This window comes from Vandammella animalimorsus (assembly GCF_002285285.1).
In the GTDB taxonomy this organism is placed as follows: domain Bacteria; phylum Pseudomonadota; class Gammaproteobacteria; order Burkholderiales; family Burkholderiaceae_C; genus Lampropedia; species Lampropedia animalimorsus.
Window position 1 is genome coordinate 252,153 of record NZ_NSJF01000005.1, and the last position, 24,929, is coordinate 277,081.

Sequence of the window (24,929 nt, forward strand, 5' to 3'; positions counted from 1 at the left end):
TAATGCCCTGGCTTTGCCCCAGCAAGCAGCTTTGGCATCTTTGACGTGCTTGCGGAGCATTGTTTGCCCAGGCGCTGCTGGCCCGATTGAGCAAAACCGTGCAGGCGCGCACAATCGCTGCCCAGGCGCCAAGCCGGGGCCTGCGCCGCTGAATGACCTGGCCGGCAGGGCCGAGCGACCCAATTCGACGACCGCAACCCACCGACTGCAAGACATAGGAAAACCACATGCTGATGGATGCACAACAAGCGCAGCTGGTGCTGGTGGACTACCAGACCAAACTGATGCCCGTCATTTTTGAGGCCGAGCAGGTGCTGCAACGGGCCATTCTGCTGGGGCGACTGGCGGCCTTGTTCGAAGTGCCTTGCTGGGGCACGGAGCAAAACCCCCGGCGTCTGGGCCCCAACGACGCGGCCATCCAGAGCCTGTGCCAGAAAACCATCTCGAAAATGCACTTCGGCGCCTGTGCCGAGCCTGATCTGTTGCAACTGCTGCGCCCGCCAGCGCCAGCGCCTGCGGGCAATGCGCGCAGCCTGCCCAAGCACCTGCAAAAAGCGCGTCCCAGCGCGCCGAATCCGCGTGAGCAAATCGTCATTGCCGGCTGCGAAGCCCACGTCTGTCTGCTGCAAACGGCGCTGGGCCTGCTGGAGCAGGACTTTGAAGTCTGGGTCGTCACCGATGCCTGCAGCTCGCGCACGGAACGCAACCGCGATGCGGCCTTCGACCGCCTGGCCGCTGCCGGCGCTGAGCTGGTGAGCACCGAGATGGTGGCCTTCGAATGGTGCGGCTCGGCCGAGCATCCCAAGTTCAAGGAAATGCTGGCCTTGGTCAAGTGATGGTCATGGTCACTCTGGGTACTTGTTGCAGCGGCGGCAATACCCTCAGGCCACGTAGCTGGCCAGCCCCTGGTCTGCAGGCCAGGGCTGCCATAGGCCCTCGGGGCTGACTTCGCCGTAGCAGCGCGCCTGCAGGTCGTAGCCCAGGCAGTGGCCTTGGAAGTCGTCGCCCAGCAGCAGCTTGCCGCCAAGGGCGGCATCAGGGCCGTAGATCTCGTGCGCCGGTACCGGGGCGCTGTAGATCATGCAGCCGCTGGCGCTTTCGCCCCAGCCGGTATCGCGCAGATAGGCCAGGTAATCGGCCGCCAGCCCGGGGTAGGCGCTGGCAATGGCGCGCAGGGCGGCTTCGTCCAGACGCACAGTGGGGCTGCTGCTGGGCTGTTCCATGGTGTCAGTGCCTGTTCGCGGCTTTTTGGGGATCTCTTTTGGTTTGAGAAAATGTACTTCGAAGTGACTGCATCTTGCACCTCGATAATTGGGTGAGCTGAAACAGGGTAAATAGACTTTTATGTTTTTGCCGTACTGCCTTAAGGCGAGAAGTCTTTGACGTCGGATTGCAGGGTGATCTGGAGTGGTATAAGACCTCTGAGATTGGCTTTGTAAGGCGTTGGGTCTGCGTTTGCTTATGCTGATTCATAGGTAGTTGAGCAATAGAAAAATATTGCTAATAAAGATGCAGAGTGATTTGATTAGTCAATTTTTTTGATATTTTCAGTGCATAATTCTTTGTATTTTTCGTAGAAATTCTGATCGCCATCAATGCCCCTCAAAAATTTGGCGTTCGACGAGAAAAATTTTCTGAATCCAGTGTATTTTCCATGGGGGTCTTTGCCATTGACTTCCCCGCAGAGGATAAAAGAATTCTCGGGCGTGTATTTGGATATGAAAAGCCCTCTGAATTGAGTGGAGTAGGCCTCCTTGAATTTGGATGTAATGTTGGCTTTTGCTAATTCTATGAACTTATCGTAATTCTCTGACTTTGATTGATTGGTGATTTCTCGATGTGCTACTATATCATTAAGCATTCCGCCTGCTAGTATAGCGCCTCCATGTCGAAATTCAACTATTCTTTCTGTTTTTAAATTTGTGGTACAAATAATCTTATTTCCAGTGTCAACGCTTTTCCAAGAAATCTTCAAAATGTCTCCTGCTTGATCTTCAAAAGATGCGGATCTGATGAAGTCTTTCATTTCTCCATAGAAAGATGAACATATCTCCTTCGCCTTGTTGATTTCTGTGTCGGAAGGCTTTGCACACAAGCCCATAGATGAAACCGAAAGCAGTAAAAATGAAAATACTTTTGTTTTCATGTTAAATCCATAGTTTGAATTTTTCTTAGACGCAATCACAAAGACCTGAGCAATTGCTTCTATCGAGACGTCCATCTTGGGCATATGCTGATATGCCCAAGATGTGCATCACCGAGTGAAGGATGTTCTTCTTTCCAGAAATTTTTGGGGCCAAAGAAGGGCTCACGGCATTGGCCATCTTCCATAGGGCCCACAAGCCTTGCTGTGATGGCCGTATTGTTTTTGGCTCCACCTGGCCCCAGTGTGATCTCCTTTAATAGTCAGAAAGTTGGCGATCAAGCCTGCTTTTGCAGCATCTTGATGATGCTGGAGAAATCCTCGCCGCCGTGGCCGCCGATGCTGTGGGCGGCGTAGATGCTGCGGGCCATGGCGCCCAGCGGGGTGCTGGCCTTGGCGGTGACGGCGTTCTCCAGCGCCAGGCCCAGGTCCTTGAGCATCAAGTCGGTGCCGAAGCCGCCGGTGTAGCCGCGTGTGGCGGCCGATGCCTCTTGCACGCCGGGCACGGGGTTGTAGACCTCCAGCGTCCAGTTGCCGCCGGAGCTGCGGCGCATGATTTCAGAGAGCACTTTCGGATCCAGCCCGTTGGCCATGCCCAGCGCCAGCGCCTCGCTGGTGCCGATCATCAAGATGCCCAGCAGCATGTTGTTGCAGATCTTGGCGGTCTGGCCTGCGCCCACGTCGCCGGCGTGGAAGATGTTTTTGCCCATTTTTTCCAGCAGCGGGCGGGCGCGCTCCAGCGCGGCATCGCTGCCGCCGACCATGAAGGTCAGCGTGCCCGCGGCCGCGCCTGCGGTGCCGCCGGAGACGGGCGCATCGATGAAGTCCACGCCCTTGGCAGCGGCGGCCTTGCCCACTTTGCGGGCGGTGTCGGCGGCGATGGTGCTGCTGTCGATGATGAGCGTGCCTGCAGGCATGTCGGCCAGCAGGCCGGGCTGCTCGGCGGTGCCGATGAACATGCCTTCGACGTGCTGGCTGGCCGGCAGCATGGTGATGACGACCTCGGCGCCTGCGGCGGCTTCTTTCGCGCTGCCTGCGACGCGGATGCCTTGCTCGGCGTGGAATTTCTTGGCCGCTTCGGACAGGTCAAAGCCGCTGACTTCGTGGCCTGCCTTGTGCAGGTTCAAAGCCATGCCGCTGCCCATGTTGCCCAGGCCGATGAATGCGATTTTCATGAGAGTCTCCTTGGAAAGGGTTGTTGAGAGTTGAGGGGAAAAGGGGTGAAAGAGCGTCAAGGCCGCAATGCGGCCGCGCCGCCGCCAGCCCATAGCCCGGCGGCCACGGCCAGCAGGCCCAGGCCCACGCTGGCCAGCACATAGCCCAAGGCCAGCGCCCATTGGCGCTGGAGCAGCAGCGTCAGCGCCTCCAGCCCGAAAGCGGAAAAGGTGGTGAAGCCGCCCAGCACGCCGGTGAACAGAAACAGCCGCAGTGCGGGGTCCAGCCAATCGCCGCGCATTGCCAGGCCCGCCAGCAGGCCGATGGCCAAACAGCCCAGCAGATTGACTGCCAGCGTGCCCCAGGGCAGCGGCGCCAGCCCCGCCGAGGGCGCGGTAGCGGCGCTCAGGTGCAGGCTGAGGACATAGCGGGCGATAGCGCCCAGCAGGCCGCCCAGGCCGACAAGCAGCAGGTTCATGCAGCAGCGGGCCTCATTGGGCATGGAGCAAAGCCTTGTAACGCATCCGGAGCAACTGCTGTACCTGTTTGGTGCGCATGCCCGGCCGCATATCTGCTTGGGCTGCAGCCACTTTGGCACGCACCCATTCGTCGTATTGGCTCTGCGGCAATGCGCGCGAGGAACGCGCCTTGTCGTCGTGCGTCGGCATGGGGCAGGGCGCGCTCAGCGAATCACATCCGGCGCGTCGCCGTCGAGCATGCGGCGGGCGATGATGACGCGCATGATTTCGTTGGTGCCTTCCAGAATCTGGTGCACGCGCGCGTCGCGCAGCAGGCGCTCGAGCGGGTATTCGCGGATGTAGCCGTAGCCGCCGTGCAGTTGCAGCGCCTCGTTGATGACTTTGAAGCCAAAGTCCGTGGCAAAGCGCTTGGCCATGGCGCAGTAGGTGGTGGCGTTGGGGTCCTGGCGGTCGAGCTTGCTGGCGGCCAGGCGCACCATTTGGCGTGCGGCCACCAGTTCGGTGGCCATGTCGGCCAGCTTGAATTGCAGCGCCTGGAAGGTGGAGATGGCCTTGCCGAACTGCTGGCGCTCCTGGATGTAGCGCTGCGCCTGGGCCAGCGCGCCCTGCGCGCCGCCGACGGAGCAGGTGGCGATGTTGATGCGCCCGCCGTCCAGCCCCTTCATGGCGATCTTGAAGCCTTCGCCCTCGTTGCCCAGCAGGTTGTGCGCGGGGATGCGCACGTTGTCGAAGCTGATGGTGCGTGTGGGCTGGCTGTTCCAGCCCATTTTTTGCTCTTTCTTGCCGTAGCTGATGCCCTCGGCGTTGGCAGGCACGGCAAAGGCCGAAACGCCCGATGCGCCGGGGCCGCCGCTGCGCGCCATGAGCACCAGCACGTCGGTGCTGCCCGCGCCGGAGATGAAGGCCTTGCTGCCGTTGATGACGTATTCGTTGCCCACCCGCTCGGCGCGGGTCTTGAGCGAGGCGGCGTCAGAGCCTGCGCCCGGCTCGGTCAGGCAGTAGCTGGCGAGCTTTTGCCCGCTGGTGAGCTGCTCGCCCCATTCCTTGCGCACTTCGTCGCCGCCCCAGGTGCCCAGCATCCAGGTGGCCATGTTGTGGATGGTGATGAAGGCGGTGGTGGAGGGATCGACCGCGGCCATTTCTTCAAACACAAAGGTGGCATCCAGCCGCGGCAGAGCCAGGCCGCCGATGGATTCGGGCGCGTACAGGCCGCAAAAGCCCAGCTCGCCGGACTTGGCAATGGTTTCCTTGGGGAAGTGGCCTTCCTCATCCCATTGCGCGGCGTAGGGGGCCAGCTCGGCCTGGGCGAAGGCGCGCGCGGTTTCGGCAAAGGCCAGTTGGTCTTCGGTGGGTTCAAAGTGCATGGAGTGTCTCCTTGGGTTGTTGTGGTTTGAGGGATGCGTTGGTTTTTCAGTCGCTGCGGCTGGCCCGCTCTCTGCGGCCTACCGGCTTACCATTTGCCTATGACAACGGCCAGCATGCCCGCCGCAATCAGCGGGCCGACGGGCACGCCCTTGAAGAAGGCCACACCGATGACGGTGCCCACCATCAAGCCAGGCACCAGGCCGGGATGCTCCATCATCAACGGCAGGCCGCGCCCGCCCAGCCAGGCCACCAGCACGCCCACTGCCACGGCCAGCAGCGATTGCCAGTGTGTGAAGCTGCGCAGCACATCGGCCAGGGCGATTTTGCCGCTGGCAATGGGCGCCATGACGCCGATGAACAATATGGTGATGCCCAGATTCAGGCCGTGCTTTTGGATCCAGGGAAAGTACTGCTGCAAGGGCGTCATGCGCACCAGCAGCAGGGCCAGCATGGCGTAGGTGATGCTGTGGTTCTGGCTGACGATGCCCAGGGCGGCGATGGCCAGCAACAACAGCAAAACGGGGTCGAAGGCGGGCATGGGCGCAAAAAATCTTCATCGCAACGGGCATCGCGTGCGCTCATTCCACGCTGTAGCCGTGCATCAGCCAGTGGCGCAGGGCCTGGCGGCGCAGGGCGTGCTGCTCGATCATGCAGGCGTGGTGTGCGCTGGCTGCGGGCGCGTGCAGGTCTGGCCCGGCGGGGGCTGCTTGCTGGCAATGCTGGCGCGCGGTGCGCCGCCATTCGCTCTGGTTGCCGCGCAGGGCGGGGCGCTCATGGGCCGAAAGCACCAGCAGCACGTCGCCATACAGGGTTTCCGTGGCATCGCGCACGGCCTCGAAGTCTTGCAGCGTGCAGGTTGTGGCGGTGTAGGTGGCGGCGGTGCAAGCGGGCGAGGCCGGGGCCAGCGCTTGCGCCTGGGCTTGTGGCGCTGCGGCGCTCAAGGCCAGGGCGGCGATGGCAACAAAAAACAGGGGTGGGCGCAGGCGCATGGCGGTGAAGCGGTCAGTCGGTGCGGATCTCGCCGCGCTCGTTGTCCACTACCACGGGGCTGTCGAACCAGGCAATCTGCGGCTCGCAGTGGTATTTGTCGCGCACGAAGTCTTTCCATTCCTCCGTGTACAGCGCTTGGGCATGGGCCTTGCTCTGCCAGGTGTAGATGCCGCCAGCGGTGCGCCCGTCCTCACTGAGGATGTAGCGCTTGTGCAGCAGCCCGGCCACGCTTTGGTACTTGGGCGCGGTGCTCTCAAAAATGCGCTGGGCCTCCTGCCGCGTGACGGGCTGGGGCAGGGCAAAAGTGGTGACGGTGACGAACATCGGCAAATCCTGCGGGCATGGCAATGCGGGGCATGCATGATGGCAAATGCGGTGGATGCGGGCACACAGGCGTGCCGCGCACCCACCGCAAACGGCCAGCAACTTTGGGGTTGCCGGCCGCTGCAGCCCGTGCTTACTTCAGGCTGATGGTGGTGTTCAGGCCGCCGGTGGACTTGTCGTCAAACCAGCGCGCCGTCACCGTCTTGGTCTGTGTGTAGAACAGGATGACCTGCTTGCCGTATGGGCCCAGATCGCCCAGCTTGGACGCGCGCGAACCGCTGAACGAGAACAGGGGTACGGGCACGGGGATGGGCACGTTGATGCCAACCTGGCCGACGTCGATGTCCTCCTGGAACTTGTGCGCCGCCGCGCCCGATTGCGTGAAGATGGCCGTGCCGTTGCCGTTGGGGTTGGCGTTGATGAACTCGATGGCCTCTTCCAGCGTAGCGGCCTCGACCACGCACAGCACGGGGCCGAAGATTTCCTGATCGTAAATGGCCATGCCGGGCTTGACGCCGCTGAAGATGGTGGGGCCAACGAAGTTGCCCTTCTCAAAGCCGGGAACATTGGGCTTGCGGCCGTCGAGCTCCAGCTTGGCGCCATCGGCCACGCCGCGCTCGATCAGCCCTTCGATGCGCGAGAGCGCAGCGCAGGAGATCACCGGGCCCAGATCGGCGCCTTGCTCGGTGCCGGCGCTGACCTTGAGCGTCTTGGCCTTTTCCACCAGCTCGGGCAGCCATTTTTGCGCCTCGCCCACCAGCACTACCACCGGCAGGGCCATGCAGCGTTGGCCTGCGGCGCCAAACGATGCCCCGGCGATGGCGTTGAGGGTTTGTTCCTTGTTCGCATCGGGCAGCACGATGGCGTGGTTCTTCGCGCCCATCATGCACTGCACGCGCTTGCCCGCCAGGCTGGCGCGGTTGTAAACGTGCGTGCCGACCTTGGTGGAGCCGACGAAAGACACGGCCTTGATATCGGGGTGATCGCAGATGGCGTTGACGGCCATCTCACCGCCGTGGATGACGTTGAGCACGCCGGCGGGGATGCCCGCTTCCAGCGCCAGCTCGCACAGGCGCATGGTCACCATCGGGTCTTGCTCGGAGGGCTTGAGCACGAAGGTGTTGCCCGTGGCAATGGCCATGGGGAACATCCACAGCGGGATCATGGCCGGGAAGTTGAACGGCGTGATGCCTGCGCACACGCCCAGCGGTTGCAGCAGGGTGTAGGTGTCCACACCGTTGGCCACGTTGTTGGCCAGCTCGCCCAGTTGCAGGTTGCCCACGGATGCGGCGTGCTCCACCACTTCCAGGCCGCGGAACACATCGCCCTCGGCGTCGGGCAGGGTCTTGCCTTGCTCGGCCGTCAGCAGCGCGGCCAGTTCTTTCATGTTGGCGCGAATCAGCTCCTGGTATTTCAGGAAGATGCGCGCGCGTGCGCCGATGGGGGTTTTGCGCCAGGTCTTGAAGGCTTCCTTGGCGGCGGCCACGGCCTGGTTGATTTCATCCTGCGTGGCGAACGGCACGCGGGCCAGCACCTCTTGCGTGGCGGGGTTGATGACTTCGCGCCATTCGGTGGTCTTGGATTCGACAAACTGGCCGTTGATGAGCAGTTTGACGGTGGGGGCTTTCAGGCCCTGTTCGCTGATAGCGTTCATGCGTTGTCTCCTGGATTGAAAAAAAGGGGTGAGAGCGGGGCGTATACCGCCATCGGCCGTGGCCTATGGATAGGGGATTGGCAAGGATGGCATGGCACATGCCGTGCAGCGCGCATCTTACTGTGCAAATTTGTCATATCAATAGCAGAGGCTGCAGTTTATCTCTGCAAATTTGCAAATTGATGCCTTGCTGTGGACAAAGAAAAAGCGCGATGCCCATGCGGGCATCGCGCTTCGTGCTTTAAACAGGTTCTGCAAGCCGCTTGGGGCATGTCTCATGTGCGCCCCCCGGCCTTAGAGCCTGTTCAAAATCTCGGCGCGAGTGGGCAAGAAACGGTTTGGGGTGGGCTGCAAGGCGCAAAACGCAGCCATAGCTGGGGCTATGGCGAGGCTTTGCAACGCAGCAGAGCGCCCAAATCCGCTCTCTTGACCGCCGTGCAAAGATTTTGAACAGGCTCTTAGCGCCTGTCAGCCGCGCTCCTTGAGTGGCTTGACGTTGCGCGGCGTGTGGCCGACGAACAGCTGGCGCGGGCGACCGATCTTGTACTCGGGGTCGGCAATCATCTCGTTCAGCTGGGCGATCCAGCCCACGGTGCGCGCCAGCGCGAAGATGCCGGTGAACAGGTTGACCGGGATGCCGATGGCGCGCTGCACGATGCCGGAGTAGAAGTCCACGTTCGGGTAGAGCTTGCGCTGTACGAAGTAGTCGTCTTCCAGCGCGATTTGCTCCAGCTTCTTGGCCAGGGCGAACAGCGGGTCGTTTTCCAGGCCCAGCTCGGCCAGCACCTCGTTGCAGGTCTCCTGCATCAGCTTGGCGCGCGGGTCGTAGTTCTTGTAGACGCGGTGGCCAAAGCCCATCAGGCGCACGCCGGAGTTCTTGTCCTTGACCTTTTCCATGAACTCGCCCACCTTGGCCACGCCGCCCATGCGCTGGATGTCTTCCAGCATGTTCAGGCAGGCCTCGTTGGCGCCGCCGTGGGCCGGGCCCCACAGGCAGGCCACGCCAGCGGCGATGGCGGCGAACGGGTTGGTGCCCGAGGAGCCGCACAGGCGCACGGTGGAGGTGGAGGCGTTTTGCTCGTGGTCGGCGTGCAGGATGAAGATGCGATCCATGGCGCGCTCCAGCACCGGGTTGACGCGGTATTCCTCGCAGGGGTTGCCGAACATCATGCGCAGGAAGTTGCCGGCGTAGCTCAGCTCGTTCTGCGGGTACATGTAGGGTGCGCCGATGCCGTATTTGTAGGCCATGGCCACCAGCGTGGGCATCTTGGCGATCAGGCGGATTGCGGCGATCTCGCGGTGCTCGGCATTATTGATGTCCGTGCTGTCGTGATAGAAGGCCGAGAGCCCGCCGACCAGGCCGGTGAGGATGGCCATGGGGTGCGCATCACGGCGGAAGCCCCGCAGGAAGAACTGCATTTGCTCGTTGACCATGGTGTGGCGCGTGACGCGCTGGTCGAACTCGGCCTTTTGCTGTGCATTGGGCAGCTCGCCGTAGAGCAGCAGGTAGCAGGTTTCGAGGAAGTCGCATTGCGTGGCCAGCTGCTCGATGGGGTAGCCGCGGTAGAGCAGCTCACCCTTGTCGCCGTCGATGTAGGTGATGGCCGATTGGCAGGCGGCGGTGGACAGAAAACCGGGGTCGTAGGTGAACATGCCGGTCTGGCCGTAGAGCTTGCGGATGTCGATCACGTCCGGGCCCATGCTGCCCTCGTAAACGGGCAGCTCGACCGATGCCTTGCCATTGCTGAACGAAAGGGTGGCTTTGTTGTCGGACAACTTCATGGTTCTCTTCCTTTGGTGGGGCCAGGGCGGCAGTGCGGCTTGCGCGGTGCAGCGCATGGGGCCATGCCTGGCGGGAGGGTTTCGAAAAGGCGGTTGGAGGGGAGGGTGTGCCGGGCGGCTGCGCGTTGGCTGCGACCGGGCCTGGGGCGCGGGGGCCTCAGGCCATCGAAGGGGGCTTGGCGGGGCGCATCAGCTCCAGCACGGCTCGGATCGCGGGGGTATCGGTATCTCCTTGAGGCTCCTTGCGGCGCAGCAGCAGATCGAGCAGGTCGTTGTCGGCCAGGTTCATCAGCGCCGTGACGGCCAGGCCCTGCTCGACGGTGAGGGCGCTGCCGTGGACCTTGAAGAAACGCTCGATCAGCAGATCGTTTTCCAGCAGGCCGCGGCGGCTGCGCCAGTGCAGCTGGCGCAGCTCCAACTCGCTGAGCAGCCGCTGGGCGGGCTGCCCGGCAGCGGCTGTGCAAGTGGTGCAGGGGGCGGTGGGCTCGGTCATAGACGCTGGCGGGGCCAGGGGCTCAGATGGCGCGGCGCACCATCAATTCCTTGATCTTGCCGATGGCGCGCGTGGGGTTCAGGCCCTTGGGGCAGACGTCCACGCAGTTCATGATGGTGTGGCAGCGGAACAAACGGTAGGGGTCTTCCAGGTTGTCCAGGCGCGCGCCGGTGGCGGTGTCGCGGCTGTCGGCGATGAAGCGGTAGGCCTGCAGCAGGCCGGCAGGGCCGACGAACTTGTCCGGGTTCCACCAGAAGCTGGGGCAGCTGGTGGAGCAGCTGGCGCACAGAATGCACTCGTACAGGCCGTTGAGCTCTTCGCGCTCCTCGGGCGATTGCAGGCGCTCCTTCTCGGCCGAGGCGTAGATGTCGCTTTGCAGATAGGGCTTGATGCTGTGGTACTGCTTGAAGAACTGCGTCATGTCCACGATCAGGTCGCGGATCACCGGCAGGCCCGGCAGCGGCTTGAGCACGATGGTGCCCTGCAGCGTGTTCATGTTGGTCAGGCAGGCCAGGCCGTTCTTGCCGTTGATGTTCATGGCGTCCGAGCCGCACACGCCCTCGCGGCAGGAGCGGCGAAAGGCGATGGACGGGTCCTTGGCCTTGAGCTTGACCAGCGCGTCGAGCAGCATGCGCTCATGCCCGTCGAGCTCGACCTCGACTTCCTGCATGTAGGGCTTGGCGTCCTTGTCGGGGTCGTAGCGGTAGATCTGGAATTTGCGGATTGTCATGGTGTCTAGGCTCTCGTGAGGCTCTGCGGTGGCCGGTGGATGATTAGAAGGTGCGCACTTTGGGCGGAACGCTCTCGACCGTCAGCGGCTTGAGGTTCACGGGCTTGTAGTCCAGGCGGTTGCCATCGCTGTACCACAGCGTGTGCTTCATCCATTCCTTGTCGTTGCGGCCCAGCGGCGCCTCCGGGTCATCGGCAGGGCGCTCGTAATCGTAGACGGTGTGCGCGCCGCGGCATTCCTTGCGCGCTGCGGCCGAGGTCATGGTGGCCTGGGCGACTTCGATCAGGTTGTCCACCTCCAGCGCTTCCATGCGGGCGGTGTTCCAGACCTTGGACTTGTCCTGCAGCGTGACGCTGCCGACCTTGTCGCGGATGGCGTTGATTTTGACCACGCCCTCGTCCATGCCCTTTTGGGTGCGGAACACGCCGGCGTGCTGTTGCATGGTCTGGCGGATTTCGTTGGCGATGTCCTGCGAGTAGATGCCCGAGCTCGAAGCCTGCAGGCGGTTCAGGCGCGCCAGCGTGCGATCGGCCGCATCGGCTGGCAGCGGCTTGTGCGCGGCCTGGGCCTTGACGGTTTGCACGATGTGCCGGCCGGCGGACTTGCCGAACACCAGCAGGTCCAGCAGGGAGTTCGTGCCCAGGCGGTTGGCGCCATGCACCGAGACGCAGGAGCACTCGCCCACGGCATACAGGCCGCCGACGACTTCGGCATTGTTGGTCTGCGTCTTGATGACCACCTGGCCATTGATGTTGGTGGGGATGCCGCCCATCTGGTAGTGGATGGTGGGCACCACGGGAATGGGCACCTTGGTGATGTCCACGTTGGCGAAGTTGTGGCCGATCTCCTCCACCGAGGGCAGGCGCTTGCGGATGGTCTCCGCGCCCAGGTGGGTCATGTCCATCAGGATGTAGTCCTTGTTCGGGCCACAGCCGCGGCCTTCCTTGATCTCCTGGTCCATGGAGCGCGAGACGAAGTCGCGCGGCGCCAAGTCCTTGAGCGTGGGGGCGTAGCGCTCCATGAAGCGCTCGCCCTCGCTGTTTCGCAGGATGGCGCCCTCACCGCGGCAGCCTTCGGTCAGCAGCACGCCCGCGCCGGCCACGCCGGTGGGGTGGAACTGCCAGAACTCCATGTCCTGCAGCGGGATGCCCGCGCGTGCGGCCATGCCCAGGCCATCGCCGGTGTTGATGAAGGCGTTGGTCGAGGCGGCAAAGATGCGGCCTGCGCCGCCGGTGGCCAGCAGCACGACCTTGGACTGCAGGATGTAGAGATCGCCGGTCTCCAGCTCCAGCGCGGTCACGCCGACCACGTCGCCGTCCTGATCGCGGATCAAATCCAGCGCCATCCACTCGACGAAGAAGTTGGTCTTTTCCTTGACGTTTTGCTGGTAGAGCGTGTGCAGCATGGCGTGGCCGGTGCGGTCGGCGGCGGCGCAGGCGCGCTGCACGGGCTTTTCGCCGTAGTTGGCGGTGTGGCCGCCAAAGGGGCGCTGGTAGATGGTGCCGTCGGGGTTGCGGTCAAACGGCATGCCGAAGTGTTCCAGCTCGATGACGACGTTGGGCGCCTCACGGCACATGAACTCGATGGCGTCCTGGTCGCCCAGCCAGTCGCTGCCCTTGATGGTGTCGTAGAAGTGGTAGTGCCAGTTGTCCTCGCTCATGTTGCCCAGCGAGGCGGACACGCCACCCTGGGCCGCCACGGTGTGCGAGCGGGTCGGGAAGACCTTGGACAGCGAGGCCACGGACAGGCCCGCGCGCGAGAGCTCCAGCGCGGCGCGCAGACCGGAGCCGCCCGCGCCGACGATGACGGCGTCGAACTTGCGGGTGATGATGTTTTCTTTGGAGTAGCTCATGGTGTTGGGAAATCGTGGTGTCTCAAAGCGGGGCGGGGATCGTTGTCTTTGCGGGGCCGGCGCTGGCCGCTTGTTGCGACTTCAGGCGCCTGGCCCGGCAAGCGCGGCTGCGGCCAGGGCGGCCAGGGTGGTCAGAGGCGCCACAGGATCTGGAAGACCCAGCCGGCGCAGCCCACCAGCCAGACGATGGTCAGCACATCCATGAACAGGCGCAGGCCCGCTGCGGGGACATAGTCCATCCAGATGTCGCGCACGCCGACCCAGGCGTGCCAGAGCACGGCCACGGCGGTGACGAAGGCGAACAGGCGCATCCACTGCGCATCGAAGATGGCGCGCCAGGCGGCGTAGTCGATCGGGCCCTTGGTAAAGCACACCTGGGCCATGAGCACCAGGGCAAACAGGGCGATCAGGATGGCGGTGATGCGCTGGCTGAGCCAGTCGCGCAGGCCGTAGTGGGCGCCGACCACAAGGCGCTTGGAACCGTAGTTGATGGACATGGGAAAGAACTCCTAGGATGGGATGCTGGCGGGCGCGGTGCCGTCGTGGGCTTGGGGGCTCAGTACAGGCCGAAGACCTTGGCGCCAAACACCACGGTCAGGCCCAGGCTGATGGCAAACGAGGCCAGCGCCGACTTGCGGCCGAACTCCTTGGTGACGCTGTGGTGGTCCACGTCCATCCACAGGTGGCGGATGCCGGCGCAGAGGTGGTGCAGGAAGGCCCAGACCAGCACCAGCACGCCCAGGCGCACCAGAAAGCCGGGGAAGATCCACAGGCCCGTGCGGAAGATGCTGGTGGCCTTTGCGAAGGTTTCTGGCGAGCGCAGCGACATGTCCAGCAGCCACAGCAGCACGGGCAGCAGCAGGAACATGATCGCGCCGCTGACCCGGTGCAGGATCGACAGCACCCCTGCTGGCGGCAGGCGGTAGGTGCGCACATCGTGAAACAGGTTGATGTTGCGAAATTCAGGCCTTTTCTTTGCGACTTCATTCATGGGCATATGTCTTTCTGTGCAGGGGGGCGGGGCGATGCGTTGAAACAGCGGTCGACTCAAGCAGGCTGCAGCGCAGCAGGCAGCGATGGGCCTGTTTCAGGCAAAACGGCAGGATTTTAGACCCAACCATTCCGGCTGGCCGACAACTGCGGCCATTTGTGACAACAATGTAAAACGCATGGGCGCGCCGGAGCGGGGCGCCGTGTTCAGTTCAGCTCATTCAAATAGTGGTGGGTATCGGTGCGGTACAGACCGTGGCGCACCTCCATCGGCACGTCGTTGTAGGTGTAGGCCAGGCGCTCGACGGCCAGCAGCGGCGAGCCCGGCGGCACCTGCAGCAGCGCGGCGGTCTGGGCATCGGGCGTGGCAATGGCCTTGAGCTTCTCGACCGCGCGCACCATGCGCACGCCGAACTCCTTTTCCAGCAGCGCATAGGTCGGGCCAGGGTAGCTGGCGATCTGTTCGGTGCTGATGCCCTTGAAGGTGTTGCCAGGCAGCCAGATGTCCTCCAGCACCGAGGGCACGCCCTGCATCGACAGCGTGCGGCGGATGTGCACCACGGCATCACTGCTGCGCAGGCCCAGCTGCGCAGCCAGGTCGGCGCTGGCGCGGCCACGTTTGCAATGCAGGATATGGCGCTGTGCGGCGCCTTCCTCGTCCAGGTCGCCGGCATCGGGCCGCAAGCGCAGAAAGCGGTATTGCACATGCTGCTCGGAGTGTGTGGCCACGAAGGTGCCTTTGCCCTGGCGGCGTACCAACAGGTTCTCCGCGGCCAGCTCATCAATGGCTTTGCGTACCGTGCCTTGGCTGACGCGCAATTGCTGCGACAGCTCCATTTCACTGGGGATGGCCTGCCCAGGCTGCCACTGCCCAGCCTGCAGCTTTTGCAGCAGCAGGTCTTTGATCTGACGATAAAGCGGGCTGAAGGAGGGGGGCGACAGGGCGCTGGCTACGCCGTTGGCCTTGTTCAGCCCTGGAAGCTCGGTCATGGTGTGGGGGCTGCGCAGCTGTGGCAGCGCTGCAAGAAGAATCAAAAGATGCCATCGGGTTGGCGTGGCGCCAATTTTACTGCCGATCAGCGCGCGAACACTCGCATCTTATATAAGACATAGGATTGTGCGATGGGGGTTGGCTGGCGCAAAAGCCATGTGCATTGCGCCAGCAGCCAGGTCTGAAGGAGCTTCCAGCGCGCGGCGCCTGTCTTTGGATGGGCTTTGGCTGCGGCGTCCCCAAAGCTTTGCCATATGGGTGGGATGGTTGTGGCCATTGCTGCAGCCCGCAGCCATTCCAGATCTGCAGCTTGGCGTGACGGCATGAAAGCATGCGGACCGCGGCCGATTGGCCTATAAAATAGAAACCGATTTATATCTGGCCTGAAAATAGTTTCCTGTTTGGAAAAAGTGCTTTTCCTGTTTGAGGCTTTTTCTGCATCAGCAGCGTGGCTAACATGCCTGCCATCGCGCTTTTGTGGCGCTTGCTTGAATATCAGGAGTTCTGTGATGAAAACCATCCACCACGCTGCCAACTCGCGCGGTTTCGCCAACCACGGCTGGCTCAAAAGCGCCCACACCTTCAGCTTTGCCAATTACTACAACCCCGAGCGCATGGGCTTTGGCGTGCTGCGCGTGATCAATGACGATTTCGTTGAAGGCGGCCAGGGCTTTGGCACCCATCCACACCGTGACATGGAAATCATCTCCGTGCCGCTGTCCGGCGACTTGGCGCACCGCGACAGCATGGGCAATGGCAGCATCATCAAAAATGGCGATGTGCAGGTGATGTCGGCCGGCACCGGGGTCACCCATAGCGAAATGAATGCAAACCGCGACCAGGCGGTGAAGTTCCTGCAAATCTGGGTGCTGCCGCGCAAGAATGGTGTCGAGCCGCGCTATCAGCAAATCACCATCGCCGATCAGGCCCAGCCCAACGATTTCCAGCAAATCCTCTCACCGCATGCCGATGATGACGGGGTATGGATCCACCAAAATGCCTGGTTCTCGCTGGCGCGCTTTGCTGACGGCACGCAAAAGCGCTATCAGGTCAAGCGCGAAGGCAACGGTGTCTATGTGTTCGTCATCAAGGGCAAGGCCAAGGTCGGCGGCATCGAGCTGGGCGAGCGTGATGGCCTGGGTCTTTGGGAAACCGATGGCTTCGAGGTCGAGGCGCTGGGCGATGCCGAAATCCTGCTGATGGACGTGCCCATGGATATCGAGGCCAATATCAATCAGCCGCATTGAGCGGATATTCTGTCAAGGCTGGCTGCCCACGGGCAGCCGCCCCATCTTTCCACTTTTCATGCAAGGAAATCCCATGTCGAATCTTCAGACCCTGCAACAAGCCGCAGAAACCCGCCGCTCGGTGTATGCCCTCAACAAGAACCTGCCGGTCAGCGGCGAGCAGGTAGTGCAAATCGTTGAGCATGCGGTCAAACACACCCCGTCCGCCTTCAACTCGCAATCCGCCCGCGTGGTGGTGCTGTTTGGCAGCGAACATGAAAAGCTGTGGGACATCGCCATCAGCGAACTGCGCAAGATTGTGCCGGCCGAGAACTTCCAGGCCACCGAGGACAAGCTCAACATGTTCAAGGCCGCAGCGGGCAGCGTGCTGTTCTTTGAAGACCAGGACGTGGTCAAGGGTTTGCAGGAAAAGTTCGCCCTGTATGCCGACAACTTCCCCATCTGGAGCGAGCACACCAGCGCCATGCACCAGTACGTGGTCTGGTCAACGCTGGCCGCGGCCGGTATCGGCGGCAACCTGCAACACTACAACCCGGTGATTGACGCGCAGGTAGCCAGCGCCTGGAACATCCCCAGCCACTGGAAGCTGCGCGCACAGCTGGTGTTCGGCGGCATCAGCGCTCCGGCCGGTGAAAAGGCTTTCGCTCCGCTGCAAGAGCGCGTCAAAGTACACGGCCTTTGATGGCACGCTCGGCAGGCAAGCGGCCAACGCCTCTGCCTGCCGGCCATCATTGCCTGCCATCCGCCTGCTCACGTGGGCGGATGGTTTTTTGCTTGTGGCTTGTTGTTTGATGGAGGCGGTATGGACACTTTGCTCAGCATGAAAATCTTCCGCCAGGTGGTGGAACATGGCAGCTTCACCAAGGCCGCCACACACATGAACCTTTCCACCGCCATGGTCAGCAAACATGTGCGCCATCTGGAAGCGAGCATTGGCGCCAAGCTGCTGCTGCGCAATACCCGCAGCCTCAGCCTGACCGAAGCCGGCAGCGAGTATTACCGCCAATGCGCCTATGCGCTGGACACCTTGCAGCAGGCCGCAGAAAAAGCCGCCTCTGGCGTAGCGCGTGCGCAAGGGCAGTTGCGGCTGACTGCGCCGGTCTGGTTTGCCTCACCGCTGTTTGCGCAGTGGCTGACCGAATACAGCGCGCAATACCCCGAGGTGGCGCTGGATGTGACGCTGGACAATCGCCACACCGATCTGGTCGCCGAAGGCTTCGATCTGGCGCTGCGCGCCTCTGATACCCTCTCCGAATCGCTGATTGCACGCAAGCTGGGCACCGTCACCATGCTGTTGTGCGCCTCTGCCGGCTTCATCGCCGAGCACGGCTTGCCTGCCGACATCGCCGCGCTGCAAACCCTTCCGGCGGTGCTGCCCAACTATGCCGACATGCGCAGCCGCATGCTGCAAGCGGCGGACGGCCAGCGCCATTCGCTGCACTTGCAGACCGCCTTCAGTAGCAACAACAGCATGATGGTCTATCAGATGATTCTGGCAGGGCGCGGTATCGGCTATCTGCCCGACTTCATTACCCGCGAGGATTTGGCCCAAGGCCGCCTGGTTCGCCTGCTGCCGCACTACCAGATGCCTGCCCACCCGCTGTATGCGGTCTATCCCGACCGCCAATACCTGAGCGCCAAAGTGCGCAGCTTCATCGACTTCATCAGCGACAAGTTGCCGTGTGATGAATAGCCATCGCCATCGCGAAAACAGCCGGCCGCACTTGTGTTCATCCTTTCATCTGATTGATCCAGCCCCATGCCCCTATACCGCAACCCCATCCCATCCTGGCGCAGCCCTGTTTGGGCCCTGCTCTTGAGCAGCCTGCCCTTCGCCGCCTGTGCCCAGGCCGAGGCGCAAGGCAGTCCCGAAAATCAGCGCCCGACCCAGGCCGCGCACTTGCGGCTTGTCGATGCCCTGGACCGCCCGCAGGATGGCTATTGCCTGGATATTCTCGGCTCCGGGCCGTACATCCGCTTTGACATGCCGATGACCGCGCACAACTGCAAGCCGGGGCTGTATGCCGACGAGGCCGTGGTCTGGGATGCCGACGGCAAGATCCGCTTTCCCGCCTACAACGTCTGCGCCACCGTGGCGGGCATCCAGCAAACCGTGTTGCCCGGCGCCGCCGTCATGCCGCGCCAGTGCGATGAGCGCAGCCCGTTTCTGGAAGCGCAGCATCTGCAACGCTTCATTCACCGGCCCGATGGCCGGGTGGAGCTGGCCGGCTCGGGCCTGTGCCTGTCGGCGGGGGCCGAGTCGGCGCGCACCTTCGACCCGGACCACCGCTGGCGCACCCTGTCCATGCAGCGCTGTGAGGACGTGCCACTGGCACGCTCGAGCTGGCAGTTGAGCGCGCCCAAGCCCTGAGCGGAAGCAAGAACCCACCATCCACCAGCCACCTCAAAAAAGCCCGCATGTCCCCCCAAGCCGTACTCGATTTCTGGTTCAACGAAGACCATCAGCCACTCTGGTTCAAAAAGAGCGAGGATTTCGACGCACAAATCCGCGAGCGCTTTGCCGCGCTGTGGCAGCAGGCCGCGTATTCGGAGCTCGATGGCTGGCGTGAAACCTTGCAAGGGCGGCTGGCGGAAATCATCGTGCTCGACCAGTTCTCACGCAATCTGTTTCGCGCCAGCCCCATCGCCTTTGCCCAGGACAACATGGCCGTGGCGCTGGCGCAGGAGGCCGTGCGCCAGCCGGGCTTTGCCGACATGCAGCCCACCGAGCGGCATTTCATGCTGATGCCGCTGATGCACAGCGAGAGCCGCCGCATCCATGAACAGGCGGTGCCCCTGTTCGAGCGCTACACCACGCCGTCTGCGCTGGATTTCGAGATCAGGCACAAGCGCATCATCGACCGCTTTGGCCGTTACCCGCACCGCAATGCCGTGCTGGGGCGCGAAAGCACGGCCGAGGAGGTTGAATTTCTCAAGCAGCCGGGCTCATCGTTTTGATGGCGGGTGGCTGACAGCGCCAAGGTGAAGCAGGGGCGGGCTTGGCCTTCATGTCTTTCGTGGTTTTGATGCCTGTGATTTAGCCAACAGCATCGCCAAGGCTTTTCCCGCGCGCTGTTGCCGGGTTTGTGGGCGCTTGGCTTCGCTGATCCAGTGGCCGTACTCGCGCTGGTGCGAAGCTGGCAGCGCCAGAAACAAAGCGTGCGCTTGTGGGGCGGCCGCCAGCGCCTCGGCCAGCTCGGCGGGGAGTCCGGCGGGAAGTGTGCTCATGCAGGTGTTTGCTCCAGCCAGGCCATGGCCTCAATCTTGTGGCCGTCCAGGTCGCGCACGAAGCAGCCGTAATACTGCTCGCCATAGTGCGGGCGCGGGCCGGGTTCGCCATCGCCCGTGCCGCCAGCGGCCAGAGCCGCGTCGTAAAACGCATGCACCTCCTCCGGGTTGGCGGCCATGAAGGCAATATGCACGCCGTTGGCGGTTTGTGCGCGCTGGCCGTCGTGTGGCTGCTGAATCCAGAACTCCGGGTAGATACGGCCATAGGCGATGGCGGGGAATACCTCGCTGACATCCATCACCCGGCCAATGCCGAGCGTGGCCAGCACGGCGTCGTAAAACGCCACCGCCTCGGCAAAGCGGTTGGTGCCGAGCGAGACGTGGGAAAGCAGGCTGATATTGGGGTTGGGTCGGCTCATGAAAACACCTTGTTGCAGTTGCAGGATGTTGTCTGTGAATGTAGCAGATGGCGCGGCGGGGCTACCGCGTGCGCAGCAGGCTGCGATGAAGGCTTGCAGCGCGGCCCAAACCATGACTGGCTGTTCGGCAATGGCCTCATGCGCGGCAAAGGGCACTTGCATCAGATGCGCCCCGGGCAGCACGGTTTTGAGCGCCGCCCAATCGGGCAGCGACAGCAAGAAATCGTCCTCACCGCGCAGGCTGAGCAGTGGCGCGCGAATCTGTGCAATCAGGGCATCCGGGTAGCCGCTGGCGCTCTTATCCAGCCACATACGTTTGAGCTCGGCCAGCAGGCGCGGCAAATCGGGGGCGGGGTTGTGCGCCAGATAGGCGGCCACTTGTGTCGGCATATGCTCGCGCGCAAAGGCCTCGTCCAGCGCTTCGTACAGCGGCCGAATCTCGGCCAGTTGGCGGCTGTGCCAGTGCGCGCCGATGGTGACCAGGCGCTCGACCATGCCCGGATGGCAGGCGGCCAGCCGATAGGCGGCGATGCCGCCATCACTGAAGCCGATCACGGTGCAACGCGCCACGCCCAGGGTTTGCAGCACATGGCGGGCATCCTCGGCCAGCTGCGCATAGCTCAGCGGCGCATCGCCCAGGGTGGAGCGGCCATGGCCGCGGCTGTCGAGGGCGATGACGCGAAACGCCTGCTGCAAGCGCGGCAGCAAGGGCGCGAAATCATCCCGCGACCCCAGCCCGCCATGCAGCAGCAAAACCGCTGGCGCATCGCTGCGCCTACTCACGGTCACATGCAGGGCCGCGTCAAGATAGGAAATAGTGTGGAGGGTGTCGGTCATTTTTCCTCCAGAGGTTGGGCGGATAGCAGGCGATCTGCCAGCCATGCCGCAGGCAGCAGCAGCGCGAGTGCGGCAATATCGACAGTAAACATCAGCGCTGCGCCGCCAAGGCGGAAGGACGCAAAGGCGGTAAGCAGCAGCAAGTGCGCCAGCACGCCGGTCGCCACGATCAGCCCCAACAGGCGCGGCGGGATCGCGCCAGACTTCAGCCCGGCATGCGCCACCCATGCCGACAGCGGCAAAAACAACAGGCAGGCCGTCAATACCCCCGCGTTGTGTCCTGCCAGCATGGGCAGGCCGTTGATGAGCCAAGCTGCAAGATGGCCGCATCCATTGATGAAAATAACGCCCCACGGCGCCAGGGCGACAGCCGGGCTGCGCTTGCAGCAGGCGGCTGCCAGCGGAATCAACAGCCAGGCAAGCGCGATATTGATCAGCCAGAAATGCGCGGCAGGCAGCGGACAGTCGGGATAGGGCAGATACCCCAGGCGCTGGCACATGGCATCGGCAAACGCAGACTTGCCAGCGGCGTAGTCATAGAAAACTGCATATTCATCAAATTGGTGCAGCATGTAGACCGGCGCGGCCAGCCATGCCAGCCATTGCAGATCATGCCAACGGGAAAGCGCGACCTGGCTGCGGAACCTATCTGTGAGCAGCAGTCCCGCCAGCAGACAGAGCGCTGCCAGCATCCCAATCCACGGCCAGACGGCATCCCAGCTGTTCATGGGTGCGCCCTGATGAAATACTGGATGGACATGAACGGCTCCTGCTTGTTTCATGGCTTTTGTTTGCTGCGGCGCGGCGGTGCGGCGCTCAGTTCCTGGTTGTGGCGCAGCGCCTGCGCCACCAGCTCTTCCAGCACGGGAAAGCCGGTTTCATCCACGTCCACATAGCCACGGTATTCGCGGCCTTTCATCACCGTGGTGCGCACGCCTTCGTGCGCCAAGGCGGCATCGTGGTTGGCTTTGCCGATGCGCAGCATCACCTCCACATCACCGCGCCCGCTGACGCCCACGCACAGCTTGCCGCGCACCATGAAGGCCAGGCCGCCGAACATCTTCTTTTCGGTGATGTCGTCCACGGCCACGCCATCGGGCAGGTGCTTGATCAGCAGGCGGCGGACGCGGGTGGTGAGGTCGGGGTCGAAGGCCATGTTGTCTTACCAATTCACGGTTTCATCGCTGCCTCCAAAGGCGGCCGGCCAGTCCTTGTAGTGCGGCAGGTCGTCGCGCACGGGCAGGATGGCATGCTGGCACTGGATGTGCATTTGCGGCTGGAATACGCCTTCTGGCAACAAAAAGGCGTTGACGCCGCGTATGCCCATGCCGGGGGCGTCGGTAAAGAGGTGCGTGCCACAGGCGGCGCAGGCCATGCGGGGCGTGCCATTCAGGTTGCGGGCTTTCAGCTCGCCTTGTGTGAGGCGCACGGCTTCGGCGGGGTAGGAGGCAGCGGCAATGTAGGCGGCGGCGTTGGCGGTGCGGCAGTCGTCGCAATGGCAATAGCCCTGCCACATGGGCTCGGCATCGATGACGAGATGCACGGCGCCGCAGGGGCATTGCAGTTGCAGGCGGTGGCGGGTCATGGGTGTGTCTTCGGTGGCTCAGGGAATCCGGCCGCCGCGCCAGAGGATGGCTGGCCGGGGCTTGCGCTTGCGGAGCGGGCTCGGCATTGACGATCAGGGCGCTTCGGGTTTTTCTGCGCAGATCAGCTATTCGGCGCGGCCAGGGCCTCGGCGCGGGCGAAGGCGGGGCGGGCCAGGTGGCGCTGCATGTAGGCCAGCAGCGCCGGGTCGGCGGGGATGGCCTGGGCGCGGTGGATCAAGAAGGCCAAGAGGCCGCTGTAATACACGTCCAGCGCGCTGAAGCGTGTGCCGACGATGTAGTCGCGGTCTTGCAGATGGTTTTTCAGCGTGGCGAACAAGGTGTCGAAATCGCCATAGCCGATGGCGATGCGCTGCTCGGGCGTGTTGTGCACGCCGCGCCAGCGGTCGAAGGCGGCGTATTCCAGATGCAGGGCCAGGCACAGCCAGCGGTAATAGGCGCCGCGCTCGGGCGTGCCGGCGGCGGGAATCAGCTGCTTGTGCGGATGCAGCTCGGCCAGATAGCTGAGGATGGCGACGGTTTCGGTGATCACCGCCTCACCGTGCTTGAGCGCCGGCACCTTGCCCATCGGGTTGATGGCGAGGAACTCGGGCGTTTTCAGCGCCGGGCCGAGGGCGAGCGGCATCACCTCATAGCGGGCCTCGCATTCTTCCAGCATCCACAGCACGTTGTTGCCGCGGGAAGGAAAGGCGGTGTAGAGGGTGAGCTTGGCGGACATGGGCGATCTCCAGAAAGTGGACGGGACGGAGCTGGGCAAGTCTCAGGCGGCTTGCCCGACCAGCGCCACTGTAGAGCGGCAGGCTGTCAGTTTCTGTCAGCAGTGTGATGGGTGGCAGGCAGACGGTACGAGCCGCCAACGCCTGACAAGAAAGAGCACCAGCTAGCAAGAATCCCAGCTAGTAAAAGTCCTGGCTGGTAACGCTACCGGCTGTACAGCAACGGTTTGGCGGCGCCTAATCCAAGGCGTTTGTTCCGTCGCCTGAAGGAGTTCCCATGACTGGCCCTGTTTCCGTTGCTGCCGGCCCGCGATTTGCGCAAGACGCGTACTGCAAGCCTGATGCAGCCCAAAGCCCGCCGGGTTCCGCAGTATCTTCCCCGCAGGCGGGCGTGGCCGTATCCTCCGCCAGTGCCGCGCCTGCCGCGCATCCTCCGATGGATCTGAGGCAACTGCCTCTGGATCCAGCCGTTGCCGTCAAAGTGTCAACCGGCTTGACACAGACACACGCCACTTTGCCGCCGGTGGAAAACCTCTACACGCCTGCGCAGGGGTTTTTCCAAAGCCGTCTGGGCATGGCCGTGGAAGGCGCAACCCCCTGGCCAACAGCCTGGGGCAGAAAGTGGTCAATGGCCGGCTGGGCTGGATGTTTAACCGGATGGAAGCCATGGCAAACAAACAACGTTCAGTTGATAAAAAGAAACGCCTTCACTCCAGGGAAATGGAAGCGATTGCGCGACCGGCTACGCGGGAGGCGCTTAAAGATTACGTGTGGCCGCTGACGCCGGAAGACGAAAAAAATCTGACATTAGGCGTTTTTGGATCTCCTGATGACCGAGATCATCAAACATTCATGCTGTATATATCAGCCGATCCGCCTGAGAATGCCATCGTCCTGACGCAAGCCAAGGTCAACGCCCTCACGGGCGAAGTGCAGGTCAAGGTTTTTCTGCCGCGCCGGCCCGATGCGCCGCCGCTTCCGGATCCCTCCGTCCAGCAACTGGAGCCGGGTGATACTTGGAAGACTTGGCTAAGCGAAAGAGGCGACAAGCCATAAGGTGCTGACGGCGGCGGGTGGTCCCCGGCAGGGCCGCGCATAGGCGGGGGCGTGACTGAGCCGAAAACAGGGTCATCTTGGGTGAAAGGTCTGCGTGTCGTGAAAATGCGCTGGGTGATGCGTGCTTTCACGCGCCCTTTCACCTGCCAACAACCGCCATGCTGTTTGACGAAGATTGCCCGCCCACGCCCGCCTCGCAAGCCCTGCGGGCCTGGCACGCCACGCTGATTGAGGCCGCGCGCAACGGCGTGCGGTCCGACCAGGGCGTGTTTATCCAAGCCATGCCGCCGCTGGCGGCCAGCGCACGCGCGCCGGATTTTCTGGCGGCACAGTGGGCGGTGGATGACGAGTTGGGACAGCTGGAGGCACAAGAGCAAAACAGCTGGTGCGGCTGGGCCAGCTTTTCACCGCAAGGGCAAAAGCACTGCGTGCTGCTTTTTGCGGGCGACACCGTGGAATGGCCCGGTGGCGCCGTGGTGTGGGTGGATGGTGAGCCGGTGGCGGTGCCCAGGGCGCTTGACGGCGGCAGTCGTCTGAACAGCAGGGGACTGTGGCTCAGCGAGCGCTACTTTGCGGTGCGGCTGGGAGGCTTCTACAATCACCCCCACACCCGGATTTGCATCACGGACCACGGCCTGGGCAACATCCTCGGACTCTGGGTCTTGGATGCACAGACCCGCACCGCGCAGTGCATTGCGCCGGGAAATGAAGATGCCTGGGAAACACCCAGAGCAGAAGTGGTGGGCAACGATTTGGCGGTCTATGCAAGCCCTGAGGATCAGGGCGCAGGTTGCGTGGCCCGTTGGGTGCGGCTTTGATCAGGGGTTGTCACCATGCCGCTTGAAGAAGATCCCGCGCCCACGCCCGCCTCGCA

General features: G+C 62.9%; 32 protein-coding genes. 8 read left to right on the forward strand and 24 right to left on the reverse strand.

What is annotated here, in order from left to right:
• Positions 1-227 precede the first annotated feature (227 nt).
• Positions 228-836 (forward strand): isochorismatase family protein, encoded by a 609-nt coding sequence (locus CK620_RS10765; RefSeq protein WP_095550290.1) that lies wholly within the window; start codon positions 228-230, stop codon positions 834-836.
• Between the two features lie 45 nt (positions 837-881).
• Here the strand turns inward: CK620_RS10765 and CK620_RS10770 are convergent, their stop codons facing one another.
• The 18 genes from CK620_RS10770 to CK620_RS13900 form a co-directional block, all read right to left on the reverse strand.
• Positions 882-1,223: a hypothetical protein gene (locus CK620_RS10770; RefSeq protein ID WP_095550291.1), complete on the reverse strand. Its 342-nt coding sequence runs from the start codon at positions 1,221-1,223 to the stop codon at positions 882-884.
• A gap of 302 nt (positions 1,224-1,525) precedes the next feature.
• On the reverse strand, positions 1,526-2,230 hold the full coding sequence (locus CK620_RS13895; protein WP_143326068.1) for a hypothetical protein: 705 nt from the start codon (positions 2,228-2,230) through the stop codon (positions 1,526-1,528).
• A gap of 191 nt (positions 2,231-2,421) precedes the next feature.
• On the reverse strand, positions 2,422-3,318 hold the full coding sequence (mmsB, locus tag CK620_RS10775; protein WP_095538455.1) for a 3-hydroxyisobutyrate dehydrogenase: 897 nt from the start codon (positions 3,316-3,318) through the stop codon (positions 2,422-2,424).
• A 56-nt stretch (positions 3,319-3,374) separates the two neighbouring features.
• Entirely contained in the window at positions 3,375-3,776 is a 402-nt protein-coding gene (gene crcB, locus CK620_RS10780; RefSeq protein ID WP_095550292.1) for a fluoride efflux transporter CrcB, read from the reverse strand.
• Positions 3,777-3,789: 13 nt separating this feature from the next.
• Positions 3,790-3,966: a hypothetical protein gene (locus tag CK620_RS14105; protein WP_179290635.1), complete on the reverse strand. Its 177-nt coding sequence runs from the start codon at positions 3,964-3,966 to the stop codon at positions 3,790-3,792.
• A gap of 14 nt (positions 3,967-3,980) precedes the next feature.
• A complete protein-coding gene (locus CK620_RS10785; RefSeq protein ID WP_095550293.1) occupies positions 3,981-5,141 on the reverse strand; it encodes an acyl-CoA dehydrogenase family protein in 1,161 nt (386 codons plus the stop codon).
• 86 nt (positions 5,142-5,227) lie between these two features.
• Positions 5,228-5,680, reverse strand: a complete 453-nt coding sequence (locus tag CK620_RS10790; RefSeq protein ID WP_095538459.1) for a DUF441 domain-containing protein — start codon at positions 5,678-5,680, stop codon at positions 5,228-5,230.
• A 40-nt stretch (positions 5,681-5,720) separates the two neighbouring features.
• A complete protein-coding gene (locus tag CK620_RS10795; RefSeq protein WP_095550294.1) occupies positions 5,721-6,131 on the reverse strand; it encodes a lysozyme inhibitor LprI family protein in 411 nt (136 codons plus the stop codon).
• 13 nt (positions 6,132-6,144) lie between these two features.
• The gene (locus tag CK620_RS10800; RefSeq protein WP_095550295.1) at positions 6,145-6,456 is read right to left on the reverse strand and encodes a hypothetical protein; all 312 of its coding nucleotides are present in this window, start codon (positions 6,454-6,456) and stop codon (positions 6,145-6,147) included.
• A 133-nt stretch (positions 6,457-6,589) separates the two neighbouring features.
• On the reverse strand, positions 6,590-8,110 hold the full coding sequence (locus tag CK620_RS10805) for a CoA-acylating methylmalonate-semialdehyde dehydrogenase (RefSeq protein WP_095542346.1): 1,521 nt from the start codon (positions 8,108-8,110) through the stop codon (positions 6,590-6,592).
• 468 nt (positions 8,111-8,578) lie between these two features.
• The gene (locus CK620_RS10810; RefSeq protein WP_095550296.1) at positions 8,579-9,892 is read right to left on the reverse strand and encodes a citrate synthase; all 1,314 of its coding nucleotides are present in this window, start codon (positions 9,890-9,892) and stop codon (positions 8,579-8,581) included.
• Between the two features lie 157 nt (positions 9,893-10,049).
• Positions 10,050-10,385 carry an FAD assembly factor SdhE gene (locus tag CK620_RS10815; protein WP_095550297.1) on the reverse strand — a complete coding sequence of 112 codons (336 nt, stop codon included), beginning with the start codon at positions 10,383-10,385 and terminating at the stop codon, positions 10,050-10,052.
• A 22-nt stretch (positions 10,386-10,407) separates the two neighbouring features.
• Positions 10,408-11,115 carry a succinate dehydrogenase iron-sulfur subunit gene (locus CK620_RS10820; RefSeq protein ID WP_095538465.1) on the reverse strand — a complete coding sequence of 236 codons (708 nt, stop codon included), beginning with the start codon at positions 11,113-11,115 and terminating at the stop codon, positions 10,408-10,410.
• Between the two features lie 43 nt (positions 11,116-11,158).
• Entirely contained in the window at positions 11,159-12,967 is a 1,809-nt protein-coding gene (gene sdhA / locus CK620_RS10825) for a succinate dehydrogenase flavoprotein subunit (RefSeq protein WP_095538466.1), read from the reverse strand.
• 131 nt (positions 12,968-13,098) lie between these two features.
• Positions 13,099-13,464 carry a succinate dehydrogenase, hydrophobic membrane anchor protein gene (gene sdhD, locus CK620_RS10830; protein ID WP_095538467.1) on the reverse strand — a complete coding sequence of 122 codons (366 nt, stop codon included), beginning with the start codon at positions 13,462-13,464 and terminating at the stop codon, positions 13,099-13,101.
• 59 nt (positions 13,465-13,523) lie between these two features.
• The gene (gene sdhC, locus CK620_RS10835; RefSeq protein WP_095538468.1) at positions 13,524-13,958 is read right to left on the reverse strand and encodes a succinate dehydrogenase, cytochrome b556 subunit; all 435 of its coding nucleotides are present in this window, start codon (positions 13,956-13,958) and stop codon (positions 13,524-13,526) included.
• A gap of 206 nt (positions 13,959-14,164) precedes the next feature.
• Positions 14,165-14,947, reverse strand: coding sequence for a GntR family transcriptional regulator (locus CK620_RS10840; protein WP_095550298.1), 783 nt, complete (start codon positions 14,945-14,947; stop codon positions 14,165-14,167).
• An 86-nt stretch (positions 14,948-15,033) separates the two neighbouring features.
• Positions 15,034-15,468 carry a hypothetical protein gene (locus CK620_RS13900; RefSeq protein WP_143326070.1) on the reverse strand — a complete coding sequence of 145 codons (435 nt, stop codon included), beginning with the start codon at positions 15,466-15,468 and terminating at the stop codon, positions 15,034-15,036.
• On the opposite strand from CK620_RS13900, the gene CK620_RS10845 reads away from it, so the two are divergent.
• From CK620_RS10845 to CK620_RS10865, 5 genes are all read left to right on the forward strand, one after another.
• Complete coding sequence (locus CK620_RS10845; protein ID WP_095542339.1) at positions 15,458-16,195, forward strand: pirin family protein; 738 nt, start codon at positions 15,458-15,460, stop codon at positions 16,193-16,195. The two genes, CK620_RS13900 and CK620_RS10845, sit on opposite strands and share 11 nt — an antisense overlap.
• 73 nt (positions 16,196-16,268) lie before the next feature.
• Positions 16,269-16,877: a nitroreductase family protein gene (locus CK620_RS10850; RefSeq protein WP_095550299.1), complete on the forward strand. Its 609-nt coding sequence runs from the start codon at positions 16,269-16,271 to the stop codon at positions 16,875-16,877.
• Positions 16,878-16,997: 120 nt separating this feature from the next.
• Positions 16,998-17,888, forward strand: coding sequence for a LysR family transcriptional regulator (locus CK620_RS10855; RefSeq protein ID WP_179290636.1), 891 nt, complete (start codon positions 16,998-17,000; stop codon positions 17,886-17,888).
• A 66-nt stretch (positions 17,889-17,954) separates the two neighbouring features.
• The gene (locus CK620_RS10860; protein ID WP_095550300.1) at positions 17,955-18,566 is read left to right on the forward strand and encodes an RICIN domain-containing protein; all 612 of its coding nucleotides are present in this window, start codon (positions 17,955-17,957) and stop codon (positions 18,564-18,566) included.
• 47 nt (positions 18,567-18,613) lie between these two features.
• Positions 18,614-19,153, forward strand: a complete 540-nt coding sequence (locus CK620_RS10865; RefSeq protein ID WP_095550301.1) for a DUF924 family protein — start codon at positions 18,614-18,616, stop codon at positions 19,151-19,153.
• A 48-nt stretch (positions 19,154-19,201) separates the two neighbouring features.
• Here CK620_RS10865 and CK620_RS10870 read toward each other — a convergent pair whose 3' ends face one another.
• The 6 genes from CK620_RS10870 to CK620_RS10900 all read right to left on the reverse strand — a co-directional run bounded on the left by CK620_RS10870 (position 19,202) and on the right by CK620_RS10900 (position 23,001).
• On the reverse strand, positions 19,202-19,423 hold the full coding sequence (locus CK620_RS10870) for a YdeI/OmpD-associated family protein (RefSeq protein WP_095550302.1): 222 nt from the start codon (positions 19,421-19,423) through the stop codon (positions 19,202-19,204).
• Positions 19,420-20,679, reverse strand: coding sequence for an alpha/beta fold hydrolase (locus tag CK620_RS14340; RefSeq protein WP_238946101.1), 1,260 nt, complete (start codon positions 20,677-20,679; stop codon positions 19,420-19,422). The genes CK620_RS10870 and CK620_RS14340 overlap by 4 nt, the downstream gene beginning before the upstream one ends.
• On the reverse strand, positions 20,676-21,407 hold the full coding sequence (locus CK620_RS10885; protein ID WP_179290637.1) for an HXXEE domain-containing protein: 732 nt from the start codon (positions 21,405-21,407) through the stop codon (positions 20,676-20,678). Before CK620_RS10885 ends, CK620_RS14340 begins: the two co-directional genes overlap by 4 nt.
• Positions 21,408-21,457: 50 nt before the next feature.
• Positions 21,458-21,835 (reverse strand): TfoX/Sxy family protein, encoded by a 378-nt coding sequence (locus CK620_RS10890; protein ID WP_095550304.1) that lies wholly within the window; start codon positions 21,833-21,835, stop codon positions 21,458-21,460.
• Positions 21,836-21,841: 6 nt separating this feature from the next.
• Complete coding sequence (locus CK620_RS10895; RefSeq protein WP_095550305.1) at positions 21,842-22,264, reverse strand: GFA family protein; 423 nt, start codon at positions 22,262-22,264, stop codon at positions 21,842-21,844.
• A 122-nt stretch (positions 22,265-22,386) separates the two neighbouring features.
• Complete coding sequence (locus CK620_RS10900; protein WP_095550306.1) at positions 22,387-23,001, reverse strand: glutathione S-transferase family protein; 615 nt, start codon at positions 22,999-23,001, stop codon at positions 22,387-22,389.
• 664 nt (positions 23,002-23,665) lie between these two features.
• Between CK620_RS10900 and CK620_RS14110 the strand changes: the two genes are divergently transcribed.
• Both CK620_RS14110 and CK620_RS10910 read left to right on the forward strand, forming a co-directional pair.
• Positions 23,666-24,055, forward strand: a complete 390-nt coding sequence (locus tag CK620_RS14110) for a hypothetical protein (protein ID WP_179290638.1) — start codon at positions 23,666-23,668, stop codon at positions 24,053-24,055.
• A gap of 158 nt (positions 24,056-24,213) precedes the next feature.
• Positions 24,214-24,873 (forward strand): hypothetical protein, encoded by a 660-nt coding sequence (locus tag CK620_RS10910; protein ID WP_095550307.1) that lies wholly within the window; start codon positions 24,214-24,216, stop codon positions 24,871-24,873.
• The last annotated feature ends 56 nt before the right edge of the window (positions 24,874-24,929 follow it).